General features: G+C 71.9%; 15 protein-coding genes and 1 pseudogene. 9 read left to right on the plus strand and 7 right to left on the minus strand.

Features of this window, described 5'->3' with window-relative positions; all coding sequences use genetic code 11:
• Positions 1-111 precede the first annotated feature (111 nt).
• A complete protein-coding gene (locus ABZ719_RS30365) occupies positions 112-1425 on the minus strand; it encodes an MFS transporter (RefSeq protein ID WP_366728357.1) in 1314 nt (437 codons plus the stop codon).
• 448 nt (positions 1426-1873) lie between these two features.
• Here ABZ719_RS30365 and ABZ719_RS30370 point away from each other — a divergent pair, with 448 nt between their 5' ends.
• The 5 genes from ABZ719_RS30370 (at position 1874) to ABZ719_RS30390 (ending at position 5541) form a co-directional block, all read left to right on the plus strand.
• A complete protein-coding gene (locus ABZ719_RS30370) occupies positions 1874-2215 on the plus strand; it encodes a YnfA family protein (RefSeq protein WP_366728358.1) in 342 nt (113 codons plus the stop codon).
• Between the two features lie 50 nt (positions 2216-2265).
• A complete protein-coding gene (locus ABZ719_RS30375; protein ID WP_366728359.1) occupies positions 2266-3042 on the plus strand; it encodes an SDR family NAD(P)-dependent oxidoreductase in 777 nt (258 codons plus the stop codon).
• Positions 3039-3257, plus strand: coding sequence for a hypothetical protein (locus ABZ719_RS30380; protein ID WP_366728360.1), 219 nt, complete (start codon positions 3039-3041; stop codon positions 3255-3257). The genes ABZ719_RS30375 and ABZ719_RS30380 overlap by 4 nt, the downstream gene beginning before the upstream one ends.
• Positions 3258-3300: 43 nt before the next feature.
• A complete protein-coding gene (locus ABZ719_RS30385; protein ID WP_366728361.1) occupies positions 3301-4566 on the plus strand; it encodes a tyrosine-protein phosphatase in 1266 nt (421 codons plus the stop codon).
• 141 nt (positions 4567-4707) lie between these two features.
• Positions 4708-5541: an LAGLIDADG family homing endonuclease gene (locus tag ABZ719_RS30390; RefSeq protein WP_366728362.1), complete on the plus strand. Its 834-nt coding sequence runs from the start codon at positions 4708-4710 to the stop codon at positions 5539-5541.
• A gap of 56 nt (positions 5542-5597) precedes the next feature.
• Here the strand turns inward: ABZ719_RS30390 and ABZ719_RS30395 are convergent.
• A pseudogene (locus tag ABZ719_RS30395) lies at positions 5598-5831 on the minus strand (RtcB family protein); the annotation flags it as partial.
• A 204-nt stretch (positions 5832-6035) separates the two neighbouring features.
• Here ABZ719_RS30395 and ABZ719_RS30400 point away from each other — a divergent pair.
• The 3 genes from ABZ719_RS30400 (at position 6036) to ABZ719_RS30410 (ending at position 9406) form a co-directional block, all read left to right on the plus strand.
• Positions 6036-6890, plus strand: a complete 855-nt coding sequence (locus ABZ719_RS30400) for a DUF3558 domain-containing protein (protein WP_366728363.1) — start codon at positions 6036-6038, stop codon at positions 6888-6890.
• Between the two features lie 166 nt (positions 6891-7056).
• A complete protein-coding gene (locus ABZ719_RS30405) occupies positions 7057-7992 on the plus strand; it encodes a DUF3558 family protein (protein WP_366728364.1) in 936 nt (311 codons plus the stop codon).
• Between the two features lie 118 nt (positions 7993-8110).
• On the plus strand, positions 8111-9406 hold the full coding sequence (locus ABZ719_RS30410; RefSeq protein ID WP_366728365.1) for a DUF2637 domain-containing protein: 1296 nt from the start codon (positions 8111-8113) through the stop codon (positions 9404-9406).
• Between the two features lie 121 nt (positions 9407-9527).
• Here the strand turns inward: ABZ719_RS30410 and lysS are convergent, their stop codons facing one another.
• A complete protein-coding gene (lysS, locus tag ABZ719_RS30415) occupies positions 9528-11273 on the minus strand; it encodes a lysine--tRNA ligase (RefSeq protein ID WP_366728366.1) in 1746 nt (581 codons plus the stop codon).
• 218 nt (positions 11274-11491) lie between these two features.
• Here lysS and argS point away from each other — a divergent pair, with 218 nt between their 5' ends.
• Positions 11492-13255 (plus strand): arginine--tRNA ligase, encoded by a 1764-nt coding sequence (gene argS / locus ABZ719_RS30420; RefSeq protein ID WP_366728367.1) that lies wholly within the window; start codon positions 11492-11494, stop codon positions 13253-13255.
• Between the two features lie 322 nt (positions 13256-13577).
• On the opposite strand, the gene tgmC is transcribed toward argS, so the two are convergent.
• The 4 genes from tgmC to ABZ719_RS30440 form a co-directional block, all read right to left on the minus strand.
• A complete protein-coding gene (gene tgmC, locus ABZ719_RS30425; protein ID WP_366728368.1) occupies positions 13578-14699 on the minus strand; it encodes an ATP-grasp peptide maturase system methyltransferase in 1122 nt (373 codons plus the stop codon).
• A complete protein-coding gene (tgmB, locus tag ABZ719_RS30430) occupies positions 14692-15654 on the minus strand; it encodes an ATP-grasp ribosomal peptide maturase (protein WP_366728369.1) in 963 nt (320 codons plus the stop codon). Before tgmB ends, tgmC begins: the two co-directional genes overlap by 8 nt.
• 11 nt (positions 15655-15665) lie before the next feature.
• On the minus strand, positions 15666-15938 hold the full coding sequence (tgmA, locus tag ABZ719_RS30435; RefSeq protein WP_366728370.1) for a putative ATP-grasp-modified RiPP: 273 nt from the start codon (positions 15936-15938) through the stop codon (positions 15666-15668).
• A gap of 126 nt (positions 15939-16064) precedes the next feature.
• A complete protein-coding gene (locus ABZ719_RS30440) occupies positions 16065-17252 on the minus strand; it encodes a M20/M25/M40 family metallo-hydrolase (protein ID WP_366728371.1) in 1188 nt (395 codons plus the stop codon).
• Positions 17253-17260 lie beyond the last annotated feature (8 nt).

Below are 17260 nucleotides of genomic sequence, written 5' to 3' on the forward strand. Positions count from 1 at the left end.
GGCTCGGCCGGGGGCCGGGCGGCGAGGGACGGCTCGGCCGGACGCAGCGCCGAGGCGGCGTGGGCGGCGCGGTCGTGGCAGGGGCCCGTGCCGCGCTCGGGCCCGCGCGCGCTACGGCTGCGGCTGAGGCCGGGGCAGCGATCCCGGCGACGGCCGCGGCTCCCGCCGTCCTTCGCGCCACGGCAGCAGCAGCGGTGTCGCGAGCAGCAGCAGACCCGCCAGGCCGATGGCGGTGCGGGGGCCGGCGAGGGCGGCCGGCACCCCCCACAGGGCGGTCATCACCGCCGTGGTCAGCTTGCCGGTGACCGACCAGGCCGAGAGGGTCCGGGCGACCCGGTCCGACGGGGTCTGTTCCAGGCGGTACGTCGAGCACACCGGGTTGAACACCCCGCAGAGGGTGATCAGCACCAGCTCGACCGCCATCACCAGCGCGAGCCCGGCCACCCCCGGCCGGACGAAGGCCAGCCCGACCGACCAGCACACCCGCAGCGCACCCGTCCCGAGCAGCACCCGGCGCTGCCCGTACCGGCCCACCAGCCGGCCCGTCAGCCGGGACCCCACCAGCCCGCCGAGACACGGCAGCGCGAAGGCGAGACCGTACTGCCACGGCGCGAACCCGAGCGGCCCCAGCATCAGGACGGCGAGCAGCGGCGCCACCGCCATGATCAGGGAGTTGGCCAGCACCGTGTGGAAGAACAGCGGGCGCAGCGCCGGATGCGCCAGCAGGAACCGCCAGCCGTCGAGCAGCTCTCCCGCCCGCAGCCCCGGCGCGCGCTCCTCGCCCCCGGGGGCCCCGGCGCCCTCGGAGCCCACGCGGCGCCGGGGTGCCTTCGGCGGCGCCGGTTCCGTACCGCCGATCGCACGGATCCCCAGCGCCGACAGCAGATAGCTGACCGCGTCGGCCACCACCGTCACCACCGGCCCGAAGACTCCGGCCAGGACGCCCCCCACCGGCGGCCCCAGCACCGACGCCGTCCACGTCGTCGACTCGAAACGGCTGCTCGCCACCAGGAGGTCACCGGGCGGCACCAGGGCCTTGAGGTGCGCCCCGCTCGCCGCGCGGAACGCGAGGTCCGCCGCGGCGACCACCACCGACACCACCAGCAGCTGGGCGAGCCCGAGCCCGCCGAGCGCGTAGGCGGCCGGCACGCTCATCAGCGCCGCGCACCGCACCAGGTCCATCGCGACCATCACCGGCCGCTTGCGCCGGAACTCGATCCACGGCCCGAGCGGCACCGCCACCACCGCGCCCACGGCCGGCCCCGCGGCCGACAGCACCGAGACCTCGGCCGATCCGGCGTGCAGCACCAGGACCGCGATCAGCGCGAAGGCGTCGAACGCCAGCCACGTACCGAACGTACTGGCCGCGTAGGCCGCCCACAGCCACCCGAACCGCCGCCCCAGCGCCCGCCGCCGACCCGCCACGCCACACCTCCGCACCACACACCACCGACACCGGACCACCCGCCGTCCACGCCCCCACACCGCACGCCCGCGCCCCGCGGGCCGCACCCACCCACCGGGCCCGCACGCCGCACCCGCCCACGGGCCCGCACGGCAGACCCCGCGCACGGCAGACCCCCGCCGGCCCCTCCGCCAGACCGTCAGACGCCGAACCGGCGAAACGGCAGCCCGACAAAAACGGCAGCCCGGCGAACCGGCAGACCAGCGGCCCGGCCAACCGGCAAACCCACGAACCGGCAGCCCGGCAGCCCCGCGGCCCGCGTCATCCAAGCCCGCCACCGCCCGCCGGAGCAAACAACCACCGACCAGGGCGTCACAACTGGCGGTTGTGACACCGCGTCGGCACGGTCACCCGGCACCCCGGCCCCAGGCCCCGCCCCCGCCGCCTCCCGCATGCGAAGCTGCCGCCATGCCCGTGATCCTCCGCTCCGCCGCCCTGTTCGTCCTCGCCGCCCTCTTCGAGATCGGCGGCGCCTGGCTGGTCTGGCAGGGCGTGCGCGAGCACCGCGGCTGGCTGTGGGCGGCCGGCGGTGTCCTCGCGCTCGGCGCGTACGGGTTCGTCGCCACCTTCCAGCCCGACGCGCATTTCGGCCGCATCCTCGCCGCGTACGGCGGGATCTTCGTCGCCGGTTCGATCCTGTGGGGCATGGTGGCCGACGGCTACCGCCCCGACCGGTGGGACGTGGCGGGCGCCCTGGTCTGCCTCGCCGGCATGGCGCTGATCATGTGGGCGCCGAGGAACGGCGGCTGACGTTCCCCTACGCTGGGCGCAACCGAGCGTACGAACCCCAGGAGCAGCCCATGGCCACCGCCGCACCGTCCGCCGCCTCCCGCATCGCCGTCGTCACCGGTGCGAGCAGCGGCATCGGCGCCGCCACGGCCCGGCAGCTCGCCGCCGCCGGTTACCGCGTGGTGCTGACCGCCCGCCGCAAGGACCGCATCGAGGCGCTCGCCGAGGAGATCACCGCGGCCGGGCACGCCGCCACCGCCTACCAGCTCGACGTCACCGACCGCGCGGCCGTCGACGAGTTCGCGACCGCGTTCAAGACCGTCGGGGTGGTCGTCAACAACGCGGGCGGCGCGCTCGGCGCCGACCCGGTCGCCACCGGCGACCCGGCCGACTGGCGCACGATGTACGAGACGAACGTCATCGGCACCCTCAACGTCACCCAGGCCCTGCTGCCCAAGCTCGCCGCGAGCGGCGACGGCACCGTCGTGGTCGTCTCCTCCACGGCCGGACACGGCACCTACGAGGGCGGCGCCGGGTACGTCGCCGCCAAGCACGGCGAGCACGTCCTGGCCGAGACCCTGCGCCTGGAGATCGTCGGGCAACCGGTCCGCGTCGTCGAGATCGCGCCCGGCCTGGTCAAGACCGACGAGTTCGCGCTGACCCGCTTCGGCGGCGACAAGGAGCGGGCCGCGAAGGTCTACGAGGGCGTCGCCGAGCCGCTGACCGCCGACGACGTCGCGGACACCATCGCCTGGGCCGTGACCCGTCCCAGCCACGTCAACATCGACCTGCTGGTCGTGCGCCCGCGCGCCCAGGCCTCGAACACCAAGGTCCACCGGGAGCGGTGAGCGCGCTGACGACACCGCGGGACACTCCCGAGCACCCGCCCGCGCGGGACACCCCCGCGCAGGGCGCTCCCGCCCGGGACCGGGCCGCCGAGCAGCGGCGCCTCGCCGAGGAGAAGAAGCGCGAGCGCTACGTCTGGTACTACCTCGGCTACTTCCTCTTCGGCATCCACGTCGTCGCCTTCGTCATGATCTACGCCGTGCGGCACGCGAAGTGAATCCCCGGCCCAAACCGCCCTCCCGGCCGTAGGGTGACCGACCGTGGACAGACACATACGCTTCGACGCCCTGCGCAACATGCGCGACCTCGGCGGGTACGCCACCGGCGACGGCCGGCGGGTCGTTCCGCGCCGCCTGTTCCGCGCGGACGGCCTCGGCAAGCTGAACCCGGGCACCCCCGACTGGGACCGCTTCCTCGCCCTCGGCATCGGCACGGTGATCGACCTGCGCCACGGCTGGGAGGTCGACCGCCAGGGCCGCGTGCCGGAGCACCCGTCCTTCACATACCACAACCTGAGCATCGAGCACCGCCCGTACGACCAGCCGGCCCTGGGCCCGGAGGTGGATCCGGGACCGTACCTGGCGGAGCGGTACATGGAGGTGGCCGAGGACGGCACCAAGGAGATCCGCGAGGCCCTGGAGCTGATCAGCGACGCGGCCGTCGCCGGTACCCCGCTGGTCTTCCACTGCGCCTCCGGCAAGGACCGCACGGGCGAGCTGGCCGCCCTGGTCCTCTCCCTGCTCGGCGTCCCCGAACCGGTGATCGTCGAGGACTTCACCCTCACCGAACTCGCCTCCCCGGCCCTGCTGGCCGACTGGCGGGCCAGGAACGGCGGCCGCACCCCGAACTGGCCGGGCTACGGCCGCGCGCCCGCCGCGGTGATGCGCCTGTTCCTGGCCGCGCTGAAGGCGAGGTACGGCTCGGTCGAGGGGTACGTGAGGGACGCGCTGGAACTCGACGCGCAGGTCCTCACCGCCACCCTCCGGGCGCACCTGCTGGAGCCCGTCCCCACCTCGTGGCCGGCCCTGACGTACCGCCCGGCCGTCCCCGCCGACGCCCCGCTCCTGGTCCGCCTGCGCGACACGGCGGCCCTGCGGCAACTGGCCCGCGGCATCGATCAGTGGAAGCCCGGCGAGAAGGACGAGGCCCACTTCGTCACCCGCATGCGCGAGGGCGAGGTGTGGCTGGCGTACGCCGGGGACGACCTGGCCGGCGCCTGGGAACTGTGGTGGGACGACCCCGCCGCCTGGGGCCCCCGCCCCCCGGAGGCCGGTTACCTCCACCGCCTCATGACCGTGCCGCACACGTCCCCGCCCGCCGCCGGCCGCGCTCTGCTGGCCGAGGCCGAGTCCCGCATCGCCGCCGCCGGCCGCGGCTACGCCCGCCTCGACTGCCTGTCCTCCAACCCCCGTCTGCGCGCCTACTACGAGGCGGCGGGCTACACGGCCGTCGGCGAGCAGCCCGCCAAGACGGACGGCACGGGCAGCCCGTACGCGGTGACCCTCATGGAGAAGCGGCTCCCATAACCCACAGGAGTGAACCTCGTCGATCACCCGAACAGACGCCGAACTGTCGATCTAGGCTCGCGCCACAACCTCACACGACGGCCCCCGGCCGGGCGGCAACCCGACCGAGGGCCTGACCAGCAAGGAAGGAACGACTTCCTCATGGCTGACCGCGAGCTTAACGCGACCCGGTTCATGGACCTCACGGACCCGGCGTACGCATACATGTTCGGCTTCTTGCAGGCGGACGGGCACCTGCATCAAGGGCCTGGGCGGAAAGGACGCCTGACTGTCGAAATCAGCGCTCGGGACATCAATCTCTTGCGGTCGTTCCAGGAACTGACGCCGTACAACAGCAGCATCACCGGACGCAGCCGGTCTACGAACTTCGCGAAGACGTCTCACACCGCTGTCTGGTCCCTGTGCTCCCTGGAGGCAAGGACCCGACTCAACGATCTCGGACTGCCCTACGGCCGCAAGTCCACGTCCATCGCTCCCCCGAGCGGAGACTTCTCCCGCCGCGACTACCTGCGCGGAGTCATCGATGCCGACGGCTCGGTGGGCTTCACCGGCAATGGCTTCCCGTTCGTCTCCCTCACCACAGCCAGCACATCGACCGCTACTTACCTGTGCCAGTACGTCAAGGAGATCACCGGCGCTGAACGCACCGTCAAGCGAAACACTCGCGACAGCATCTACAACATCCTCTACACCATGGAGACCGCCCAGACCCTGGCAGGGCACCTCTGGTATCCGGGCTGCCTGTCTCTCGATCGCAAGCGAGAAGCGGCCGACTCACTCACCACCTGGACCCGCCCCAGCGGCATGCGCGCGGCTTCCCGGCATCGCCGGTGGTCCGAGCGCGAAGACCGGGTCCTGCTGGAACTGAAGAGCCCCCTGGCGGCAGCACAGGCGCTCGGCAGGACCGAGAACAGCTGCAGTCTCCGCCTCTGGCGGCTGCGAAACGGCCTAGTCCCCAGGCCTGCCGATCAGTGACACGGCACCAGTGGCCCCGAGTGCCCGCTCGGGGCCACTGTGCGTGAACCGGGACTGCCGCAGCCGATGTCCACGCCCACCGCCGCGGGGCAGACCGCGCCCCGCATGGCGATGACGGAGCCGACGGTCGCACCCTTGCCGTAGTGCACGTCGGGCATGACGGCCAGGCCCTCGATCCAGGGGAGGGTGGCGACGTTCTGCATCTGGCGCAGCGCCACGTCCTCGACCGAGGCGGGGTCGGTCCACAGCCGGATGGGGACCTTCGCGCCCGGCATTTCCACGTACGACATATCGTCCTCATTCCCCCGGAAAACAAACAGAAGTCTCAGAAGCGGTGAATCGCAATACCGGCGTCAAGGTCGACGAAACAGGGCATCGGACCGGCGTCCACGGCAGTGCGTGCGATAGACATTGTCTCCAGGAGACGCCCCCGACCGGCAAGCGAATAACCGGGCGGGGCACCCCGGCCCGACATCGTCGAGAGGAGCCTGACCGTGCTGCGGAAGGCGTACGTATCCGGCCCGGCCGCGTTGCTCGCGGCGCTGCTGCTGGCCGGCTGCACCGGCGGCTCGTCCGACGACGGCCAGGCCGACAACGCCAACGCGGACGGTCCGGGCAAGGCGACGGCGGCGGCCCAGCCGGGCAGGTACCGCACGCTCCCCGAGGCCTGCCGCGCGGTCGGCCACAGCACCCTGGACGCGCTGCTGCCCGGCATCCAGCAGATCACGGACCCGGGCCAGCGGGAGAAGGCCTACGACGGCGAGGCCACGCTCACCTACGACACCGAACGCAAGGTCGGCTGCCGCTGGAAGGTGGACTCCACGGACGCCACCGACCACCTCCACGTCGACTTCGAGCGGGTCGTCTCCTACGACAACGCCGTCAGCGACGACAGCCAGGCCGAGGCGGTCTTCGCCACCAAGCAGACGGCCGCGGACCTGCCCGCCCCGCCCGTCTCCGCCACCGGCTCGGGTTCCTCGACGGGCACGGACACGGCGGCCGGGCCGCCGGCCGGCGGTGACTCCGGCGGCACCCCGTCCGCCCCGGCCTCGGGCTCCTCCACGGCCCCCTCCTCCTCGGCGTCCGCCCCGACGACCGACCCGGCCGAGGTGCAGCCCCGCACGCTCGACGACCTCGGCGACGAGGCGTTCGTGGACGACACCCTCAGCAGCTCCGGTTCGACGGTCAAGCAGCGGACGGTGACTGTGGCGTTCCGCACGTCGAACGTGATCGTGACCATCGAGTACGAGGAGCAGCCGACCGCCGTCGGCGTGGTGCCGGACAGCAAGGAAATGCAGGACAAGGCCCGGAAACTGGCGGCGCAGCTGGCGGGTTCGCTGGGCGGTTGACGTGCCGGGGGCGGCACTTGGCGCGGTGCCGTGCTCTTGGGGAAGGCGGACCACGCGGCTGACCGATTGCGTACGGTGGCCCTCCCGGCCCCGGTCGGACCGCACCCGGCCGGACCCGCACCCGATCAGAACGCAGGGAACCACGAGCGTCATGAGTGAAGGAACCATGCAGCGAGCAGCTCAGCGAGAACAGCGTGACCGGCGTGATCAGCGGGAGGGACGCGGCCCGCGGGCGAAGCGGCTGCACCGTGCCCTCGTCTGCGCGGGTGCGGTGCCCGTGCTGCTGCTCGCGGCGGCCTGCTCCTCCTCGGACTCGGGTTCGGGGTCGGACGACGCGTCGAAGAGCCCGTCGGCCGGCGCGAAGACGTCCGCGAGCCCGAGCGCTTCGCCGACCGTGCAGCCGGCGAAGTACGCGAAGCTGCCGGACGCGTGCAAGGTGCTGGCGCGCAAGACGCTGGACGACCTGGTCCCCCGGGGCGCGAAGTCCGCGAAGGCGGGCGCGTCGAGCGATGTGGGCACGCGGGCCAGCTGCTCGTGGAACGGCCTGGACAACAACGGGGTGAAGGGCTCCCAGTACCGCTGGCTGAACGTGTCCCTGCTGCGCTTCGAGTCCGACGCCGCGCGCGGCACGGGCGAGGAGCAGGCGCAGGTGTTCTACCGCAAGCAGGTGGGGGACGCGCAGGCCGTGGCGGACGCGAAGAACACCAAGTCGCAGCCGGTGTCCGGCACGGGCGACGAGGCGACGGCGGTGCGCTACGACCTGAAGAAGAAGGAAGGCACCTTCAAGCAGCAGACGGTCGTGGCCCGGGTGGAGAACGTGGTGGTCACGCTGGACTACAACGGGGCGGGGCTGGCCGGTGACAAGGCGCCGGACGCGGACGACCTGTCGAAGGACGCGGTGAAGGCCGCCAAGGAGGTGGTGGCGTCGGTGACCAAGGCCAACGGCGGCACCGGGACGGGTCCGGGTTCGCCGGGTTCGGGTGAGGGTTCGTCAAAGAAGCCGGCGTCGGGCACGCCCTCCACGTCGCCCTCCGGATCGGCGTCCAAGTCCGCTTCGCCGTCGGCGTCGCAGTCCGCGTCCAAGGCGTCGGACGGCCGCTGAGCGCGGCGGGTCACCGGATCCGGACAACCGTTCCCCGGACGGATGTGCCACTCTGTTGCGCGCAACAGGACGTAAGGGGAGGGGAGTACGAGTGGCCGCGCCACTGCAGCTGACTCGGATGCACCGGGTTCTCATCGGCGTGGTCGTGACCGGCGCCGTGATCATCGCCGGTATCGGCTTCGCCGGTTCGTACGCGGCCGTGCGCGAGCTGGCCATCAAGAAGGGCTTCGGGGACTTCAGTTATGTGTTCCCGATCGGCATCGACGCGGGCATCTGCGTGCTGCTCGCGCTGGACCTGCTGCTGACCTGGATCCGGATCCCCTTCCCGCTGCTGCGCCAGACGGCGTGGCTGCTGACGGCGGCGACGATCGCGTTCAACGGCGCCGCCGCCTGGCCGGACCCGCTGGGTGTGGGCATGCACGCGGTGATCCCGGTGCTGTTCGTGGTCGCCGTGGAGGCGGCGCGGCACGCGGTCGGCCGGATCGCGGACATCACCGCCGACAAGCACATGGAGGGTGTCCGCCTCACCCGCTGGCTGCTGTCGCCGCTGCCGACGTTCCTGCTGTGGCGGCGGATGAAGCTGTGGGAGCTGCGCTCCTACGAGCAGGTGATCAAGCTGGAGCAGGAGCGGCTGGTCTACCAGGCGCGGCTGCGCTCCCGCTTCGGCCGGGCGTGGCGCAGGAAGGCGCCGGTGGAGTCGCTGATGCCGCTGCGGCTGGCCCGGTACGGGGTGCCGCTGGCGGAGACGGCCCCCGCGGGGCTGGCGGCGGCCGGGATCGAGCCGGTGCTGCTCCCGCCGGCGCCCGCGCCGCAGCCGGTGGTGACCGCCGACGCGCAACGGGCGGCGGTGCCGGGCGGCGGCAGGCCGCGCGCACTGGTGGCCGAGCGCGGGCCGGAGCCGGAGCAGCAGGCGTACGTGCCGGACCCGGAGGAGAGCCCGTGGTTCCAGTCGCAGCGGCAGATCGACTACCACGGCGGGTACGACCCGACGTACGAGCCGGAGCCGTCCTACGGCCCGGAGCCGCCGTACGAGGAGTGGTACGAGGAGCAGCAGCCGGACCAGCCCGAGCACCGGCCCGAGCACCCGGCGCAGCACGCCCCGCAGCACCCCGGGCAGCCCGCCCCGCAGTCCTCTTCCGAGGACACGGGCGGCTTCCCCGTCGCCGCGGGGCCGGGCCGCACCCGTGAGCTGGGCGACGGCGGCGGCACTCCCGCGCAGGCTCCGGACGAGGAGGGCCTGTACCAGGTGTTCCGGTACTCGATAGAGGGCGAGGGCATGCCGACCCCCGGCACCTTCGCCGCGAACGTCGAGGCGGCGTACGGGGTGCGGCTGAACTCGCGTGAGCTGGGCAAGTACATGGACCTGTTCACGGCCCGTCTCAACGAAGAGCTGATGGAAGAGCACATCGCCTAGGGCTGTGACCGGAAAGGTTCACCGGCTCGCGACGCCCGGCACGGTCCAGCCACGGCGGCGGGCGACGGGAAGGGGGCCCTCCGTCTGGAGAGCCCCCTTCCCGTGCGGCGTCCCGCGGCGGTTACGCGCCGAGCAGCGTCCGGACCCGCTCCTGGCCCACCGCGAGCAGCAGCGTGGGCAGGCGCGGGCCGGTGTCGCGGCCGACGAGCAGGTGGTAGAGGAGCGCGAAGAACGTCCGCTGGGCGGTCTTGATCTCCGGCGGCAGCTCCTTGGGCGTGGCGTCGGCGGAGAACCCGGCCTGGACCTTGGGCACCCCGTAGACGAGGTGGGTGAGCCCGTCCAGCGACCAGTGCTCGGCGAGGCCGTCGAGCAGCAGGCGCAGGGACTGCCGGGAGGCCTCGTCGAGGGACTTGAGCAGGTCGGTGTCGGGCTCGTCGCGGACGATGGTGCGGGCCTCGGCGGGGACGTGGGTGTTGATCCACGCCTCGGCCTTGTCGTACCGGGGACGGGCCTCGTCCAGCGAGCCCAGCGGGTTGGCCGGGTCCAGCTCGGACAGGATCCGCAGCGCCTGGTCCTGGTGGCCGGCGGTGATGTCGGCGACGGAGGCGAGGGTGCGGTACGGCAGCGGGCGGGCGGTCCTCGGCAGTTCACCGGCGGCGGTGCCCACCGCGCGCGTGTACGCGGCGACGTCACCGGGCAGCGCGGAGCCGTCGGCCACCTTCGCGGCGAGCTTGTCCCACTCGTCGTACAGCCGCTGGATCTCCTGGTCGAAGGCGATCTTGAAGGACTGGTTGGGGCGGCGGCGGGCGTACAGCCAGCGCAGGAGCTGCGGCTCCATGATCTGGAGCGCGTCGCCGGGCGTGGGCACCCCGCCCTTGGACGAGGACATCTTGGCCATGCCGGAGATCCCGACGAAGGCGTACATCGGGCCGATGGGCTGCCTGCCGTCGAAGATGCCGACGATCTGTCCGCCGACCTGGAAGGACGAGCCGGGCGAGGAGTGGTCGACGCCGGACGGTTCGAAGATCACGCCCTCGTACGCCCAGCGCATCGGCCAGTCGACCTTCCAGACCAGCTTGCCGCGGTTGAACTCGCTGAGCCGGACGGTCTCCGAGAAGGCGCACGCCGTGCAGGTGTAGGTCAGCTCGGTGGAGTCGTCGTCGTAGGCGGTGACGGTGGTGAGGTCCTTCTCGCAGTTGCCGCAGTACGGCTTGTACGGGAAGTACCCGGCGGAGCCGGAGCTGCCGTCGTCCTCGGCGGCGGCGCCCGAGCCCTCGGCGGCCTCCAGCTCGGCCTCGTCGACCGGCTTCTGCTGCTGCTTCTTGGCACCGGCCTTCGGCTTGGTGCGGTACTGGGCGAGGATCGCGTCGATGTCGCCGCGGTGCTTCATCGCGTGCAGGATCTGCTCGCGGTAGACACCGGAGGTGTACTGCGCGGTCTGGCTGATGCCGTCGAACTCCACGCCCAGCTCGGCCAGCGAGGCGGTCATCGCGGCCTTGAAGTGCTCGGCCCAGTTCGGGTGCTCGGAGCCCGCGGGGGCGGGGACCGAGGTCAGCGGCTTGCCGATGTGCTCGGCCCACGACTCGTCGACACCGGGGACGCCCGCCGGGACCTTGCGGTACCGGTCGTAGTCGTCCCAGGAGATCAGGTGCCGCACCTGGTGGCCGCGGCGGCGGATCTCGTCGGCGACCAGGTGCGGGGTCATGACCTCGCGCAGGTTGCCCAGGTGGATGGGACCGGAGGGGGAGAGCCCGGACGCGACGACAACGGGTTTGCCGGGGGCCCGACGCTCCGACTCCTCGATGACCTCATCCGCGAAACGGGAGACCCAGTCGGTGGTCTCGGTGCTCTGAGCCACGATCGGCACGTCCTCTTTCCTGAAGTTCTCCGTGAGCTGCCAATGCGGTCGCACGGCTGACCGCTCCATTGTCCCAGGAGGGCCGGCATCCACGAAAACGCCTTATCACCGCGTTGGACGGGTCTGCGGACGCCGGGGTTGGCCGGGCGGCAGGAAAATTCGCTTTGCCCCCCGTGGGATACTGGCCGTGACTATCCATCCCCACGAGGAGAACGGCACCCATTCCTATGGCCTCGGTCACGTCCCTCACCGCCTCCGTCCACCAGCGCCTCGCGAACGCCCTCTCCGCCGCCCTGCCGGAGACCGCCGACGCGGACCCGCTGCTGCGACGAAGCGACCGGGCGGACTTCCAGGCCAACGGCATCCTGGCGCTGGCCAAGAAGGCGAAGGCCAACCCGCGGGAGCTGGCGGCGCAGGTCGTGGAGCGGGTGACCGCCGGTGACGTGATCAAGGACATCGAGGTCTCCGGACCCGGCTTCCTCAACATCACCGTCACCGACAGGGCGATCACGGAGAACCTGGCCGCGCGCGCCACCGACCCGGCCGGCCGCCTCGGCGTGCCGCAGGCCGACCACCCGGGCACCACGGTCATCGACTACGCCCAGCCCAACGTGGCCAAGGAGATGCACGTCGGCCACCTGCGCTCCGCGGTGATCGGCGACTCGGTGGTGCAGCTCCTGGAGTTCACCGGGGAGAACGTGGTGCGCCGCCACCACATCGGCGACTGGGGCACCCAGTTCGGCATGCTCATCCAGTACCTGGACGAGCACCCGCACGAGCTGGACCACAAGGCCGGCGAGGTCAGCGGTGAGGAGGCGATGTCCAACCTGGACCGCCTCTACAAGGCCGCGCGCAAGAAGTTCGACGCCGACGAGGAGTTCAAGACCCGCGCCCGGCGCCGGGTCGTCGACCTCCAGGCGGGCGAGCCGCACACCCTCGCGATGTGGCAGAAGTTCGTCGACGAGTCGAAGATCTACTTCTTCTCCGTCTTCGAGAAGCTGGACATGGAGATCCGGGACGCGGACATCGTCGGCGAGTCCGGTTACAACGACATGCTGGCCGAGACCTGCCGCCTGCTGGAGGAGTCCGGCGTCGCCGTCCGCTCGGAGGGCGCGCTGTGCGTCTTCTTCGACGACATCAAGGGCCCGGACGGCAACCCGGTCCCGCTGATCGTCCAGAAGTCCGACGGCGGCTACGGCTACGCGGCCACCGACCTCTCCGCGATCCGCGACCGCGTCTTCAACCTGAAGGCCGACACCCTCCTCTACGTGGTGGACGCCCGCCAGTCCCTGCACTTCAAGATGGTCTTCGAGACCGCGCGCAGGGCGGGCTGGCTGAGCGAGGACGTGAAGGCGCAGCAGCTCGCCTTCGGCACGGTCCTCGGCAAGGACGGCAAGCCGTTCAAGACGCGTGAGGGCGAGACGGTCCGCCTGGTCGACCTGCTCGACGAGGCGATCGACCGCGCCTCTGCGGTGGTGCGCGAGAAGTCGCTGGACCTGTCCGAGGAGGAGATCGCCGAGCGCGGCGCCCAGGTGGGCATCGGCGCGGTGAAGTACGCGGACCTGTCGACGTCGGCGAGCCGGGACTACAAGTTCGACCTGGACCAGATGGTCTCGCTCAACGGCGACACGTCCGTCTACCTCCAGTACGCGTACGCCCGGATCCAGTCGATCCTGCGCAAGGCGGGCGAGGTCCGCCCGGCGGCGCACCCGGAGCTGGAACTGTCCCCGGCCGAGCGGGCCCTCGGGCTGCACGCCGACCAGTTCGCGGAGACGGTCGCGGAGGCAGCCGCCGAGTACGCCCCGCACAAGCTGACGGCCTACCTGTACCAGCTCGCGTCCCTCTACACGACGTTCTACGACAAGTGCCCGGTGCTGAAGGCCGAGACGCCCGAACAGGTGGAGAACCGCCTGTTCCTGTGCGACGTCACGGCCCGCACGCTGCACCAGGGCATGGCCCTGCTGGGCATCCGCACGCCCGAACGGCTCTGATCCGGCCGGACCGGCGACGGCCACCGAACGGACCCGGACCACCCCACCCGGCTCGGGCTCCGCACCCCGCTTGTCCTTGAGGGCGGACGCGAGCATCAGCTCGCGTCCGCCCTCAGCCGCGTCTACGGGGCCCTTTGGGACGCACGGCACGCCGTGCAGCAGGGTGTTGGTGGCCGACTTTCACGGCGTGAATATCGCGCAGAGTCACTACTGTGGATCACCGAGTGAAAGACGTACGCGTCATCCGTACGGGTCACCCGGCCCGGCGTGCCGATGAAGAACCGAAGCCCACCCGCTGGGGCACAGGGGTGCCGGCTCGAGATCACGTCCAGGTGAGGCGTTGCCCATCGGGGCCGACGTGCAGCCGCATACGGTCGGCCGACGGGCGTCCGTCCGCCTGCCACTGTGCGAGGTGCCTGGTGATGTCATCCCACAGGCGCACCGCCCCGCCCTGCCGGACCAGCCACCGCGCGCCGTCCCGAAAGACGACCGCCCACGTCTCGGCGTCCACGTCGATCACGACGTGTTCCGTCCGGCCGTCGCGTTCCAGCGTGAGCCGCTGAGCGCGCGGTGCGGCGAACTGCGCGACGAACCGGGCGGTCCAGTCGTCGAGCACGTCCGCGCCCAGCTCTGCGGGCACCACGTCACCCTCGCCGAGGTCCGGCAGGATGCCCAACGGCGGCGGAAGGTGGGGGCGGGCCAGCATGAACGAGACCTGCCCACCGAGAACCGGGCCGCAGGCCGTTCCGTCGTCGGCGACCGTGAGCCGTACGAGTTCTGACGCGTGCATCCATCCGCCGACCGTGACCAGGACCTCACCTCCGGGGCGGGTCTGCGCAAGCCAGGCGTCCGGCAAGGTGTGCACGCCGCATGTGGCGATCACACGGTCGTACGGCCCACCCGCCTCGTAGCCCGCCAGTCCGTCACCGACCACGCGCGTGGGCCAGTGTCCGGCGCCCGCGAGCGCGATCCCGGCGCGGGCGGACACCTCCGCGTCGACCTCGACCGTGGTCACGTTGTCCCCGCCGACGACGTGACACAGCAGCCCCGTCGAGTAGCCCGTCCCCGTGCCGATCTCCAGAACACGCGTCCCTTCGGCCGCCCTCAGCTCTTCGAGCATCCGCACGACCAGACTCGGCAGCGTGGACGACGACGAAGGGGCCGCGGCGATGCGCCCCTCGACCTGGTCCGGGAAGACGCCCCCGGCCACTTGCGTCACCAGAGTGTCGTCCTCGTAGATCCGCGCCAGGCCGTACGGGGAGTTCCCGGCCGCCGGCCGGTACCAGCCGCCCCCTTCGTACTCGAACCAGCCGCGGGAGAGAAACACCTCGCGGGGTACGGACGAAACTGCCGCTTCCCATTCCGGGCTGTGCAGAGCACCGGTCTCGGCGAGGCGCCGGACAAGGCCGGCCCGTAGGTGTTCCGACGGCAGAGGGTCAGTCATGCCGGCTCGCTCCGTTCTCCAACAGGTCCGCGATTGCGGTGGTGATCGGCAGTCCGGCCGCCTCTTCGAGCCATGCCCATTGGCCGTTGGGGTTGCACTCCAGGAACCACCATCCGCCGTCCGCGGTCACGGCGAAGTCGAAGGCGCCGAAGTCCAGCCCGAAGGCGGCGAGAAACCGCCCCAGCGCCTGTCGTGTCCCATCCGGGCAGACGCTCGGCCCATAGGTGAGGTTCCGGTACTCGGTTCTCCAGTCGACGACGCCGGGCGGCGCAGTGATCCGGGCGCTGAACACCTGCTCGCCGACGACGACCGCGCGCACGTCCGCCACCTTGGGCACGCGTGCCTGGAACAGGTGCGCGCTGTGGCGCACCGCGCCGTCGACCTCGCCGGCCCCGACCGGGGCGGCCCAGATCCCGGCGGGCTCACCCGCGACCTCGTACGCCCCCGCGTGCAACGGCTTGTAGACGGCCGGCTGCGCGGCGCAGAACGTCTCGGCCTCCACCGGATCGTTCGTGATCAGGGTGGCCGGGACCCTGAGTCCGGCTCGGAGTGCCGCGGACAACTGCGCGGGCTTGTACTCCGCTCGCGCGATGGCCTGCGGGTGGCTCAGGTACAGGCACCCCGGCAGCGCGCCCAGCACGCCGCCCAGTCCACGCCGGTTCTCCTGCGCGGCGAACCGGGCCTCCTGCTCGCCGTCATCCGCCGAGTAGGGGCTCGGCCGACGGTGATACAGGGCGCGCACGGCGGACAGGTCGGCCTTACGTTCCCCGACTGTCAGCCACCCGCCCCATCCTTCCCCGGACCCGAGGCGCGCGGTGAGCACCCCGGGCGCCGGGAAGTCGCACCCCGGGTCGAACCGGAGGACGGGCACCCGGCGCCGGTTCAGTTCCGCGATGACCAGATCAGCGGTCGCGTCCTCGTACTCCGTGCAGACCAGCACCGGGCGTCCATCCATGGTGCTGTCTCCTAGTCCTGTGTCGCGTCGTGACCGGAGTCGGCGTCCACCTTGCCGTCCTTGCCTACCTGGGTGGGCGGGTAGGTGTTCACGCTCGTTCCGTGCTTGCCGAGTTGGGCCGGTGCCATCGTTCCGTCCTGCCCGACCCACCGGCCGGTCTGCGTGGCCGGGTCGATGCCCGCGTACCGCCAGGACGAGGGCGTACCGTTGCGCAGCGGCTCCATACGGCGCAGCCCCCACGGCGCCCGCGCGCTGATCTCCGTACCTGCGAGGCTCTCTCGCACATCTCCTCCTCGGTCGCTCGTACGGTGGTGCCTCTATGTCAACGCGGCACAAGCTGCTTTCCCAGAGACGGAGCTGGGCACTTGCTGGGAGCGGATCTGGGAGGAAGCTGGTACGGGCCTGGGGTCTCAGCCCCGGAGGAGGTCGGACACAGCCTGCCGGTAGACGGCGTACACCGTGGGGAGTTCCGCGAGGTGGGCCCGCTCGTCGATACCGTGCAGCCCCTCGTACGGCACCCCGAAACCGGCTGTGGCCGCGATCCCCTCCCCGGCGAGCAGGTTGCCGATGTTCGACGGGCCAGCGGTCTTCGGTCGCACCGGCAACCCAGCCTCCGCAGCAGCGCTCAGCAGGGCGGCGGCGGGTTGCTCGTCCTCCCGGAGACGGAAGGGCGGCCACGCGGCGACGGGCGTGACCTCGGTGGGTACCGGGGCGGGCAACTCCGCGTCGAGTTCGGCGACGGCCTTGCGGACGAGAGTTTCCGCGTCATGGGAGTCGAACGCGGGGGTGGTGCGCACGTCGATGTTCAGGTCGCACCGGCCGGGGGTGACCGAGAAGCCCTGGCCACCGTGGAAGGAGGTCACCGACAGCTTGGGCGGCAGCGGGAATCCCGAGGCCGCGTCGACCCCGGGCAGGTCGGCACCGTCCAGCAGGCGTACGAGATGCGCGGCCCGGGAGATGGCACCGACCACGGTCCTGCTGGAGCCGGAGTGCCCGGCAGGGGCATGCACGGCGACGCCGGCCCGCCACAGGCCCCGGCCGCCGACGACGACCTCGTCCATGCCCGGATAGCCGATCATCACCCCGGCCGGACGGACCGCTTCCGGGTCGGCGAGGTAGGCACGGGCGCCGCCGAAGCCCCCGGTGTGTTCGTCGACGTCGAGCAGCACGGCCAGGCCACCGCGCAGCTCGGCGGCCCGGGGCAGCAGGTCAGCGGCGATGTGGCAGAACATCGCGGCAGCGAGCTTGGAGTCCGCCGAGCCGCGGCCCAGCAGCCAACCGTCGGCGACGTCACCGCTGGCGGGCGGGAACGACCAGGCGGATTCGTCTCCGTACGGAGCGGTGTCCACGCACGCGTCCAGCGTCCACCAGGGGCCCGGCCGGCCACCGGGGATCTCCACCAGCAGTCCCACCGGCCCCCCGGCATCGTCGCGCAGTCGGCGGAACGGAAGGCCGTGGGCGGCGAGCCAGTCCTCCAGGACGTCCAGGACGGGTCCGTAGTCGTCGATCCCGCCCCTGCTGGGCTGCCGGACAAGCTCCTGTGCGAGTTCCACCACGGTCGCCGTACGGGCCGTGGTCTGTGGCACGTTCTCGATCACGTTTCTCC

Source organism: Streptomyces sp. NPDC006743 (assembly GCF_040703815.1).
Lineage (GTDB): Bacteria > Actinomycetota > Actinomycetes > Streptomycetales > Streptomycetaceae > Streptomyces.

Bases quoted from the DNA above. Each gene is read 5' to 3' on its own strand.
- tgmC (WP_366728368.1), bottom strand. From the start codon at position 14,699: ATGACTGACCCTCTGCCGTCGGAACACCTACGGGCCGGCCTTGTCCGG.
- ABZ719_RS30375 (WP_366728359.1), top strand. From the start codon at position 2,266: ATGGCCACCGCCGCACCGTCCGCCGCCTCCCGCATCGCCGTCGTCACC.
- argS (WP_366728367.1), top strand. From the start codon at position 11,492: ATGGCCTCGGTCACGTCCCTCACCGCCTCCGTCCACCAGCGCCTCGCG.
- ABZ719_RS30410 (WP_366728365.1), top strand. From the start codon at position 8,111: ATGCACCGGGTTCTCATCGGCGTGGTCGTGACCGGCGCCGTGATCATC.
- ABZ719_RS30370 (WP_366728358.1), top strand. From the start codon at position 1,874: ATGCCCGTGATCCTCCGCTCCGCCGCCCTGTTCGTCCTCGCCGCCCTC.
- tgmB (WP_366728369.1), bottom strand. From the start codon at position 15,654: ATGGATGGACGCCCGGTGCTGGTCTGCACGGAGTACGAGGACGCGACC.
- ABZ719_RS30390 (WP_366728362.1), top strand. From the start codon at position 4,708: ATGGCTGACCGCGAGCTTAACGCGACCCGGTTCATGGACCTCACGGAC.
- ABZ719_RS30405 (WP_366728364.1), top strand. From the start codon at position 7,057: ATGCAGCGAGCAGCTCAGCGAGAACAGCGTGACCGGCGTGATCAGCGG.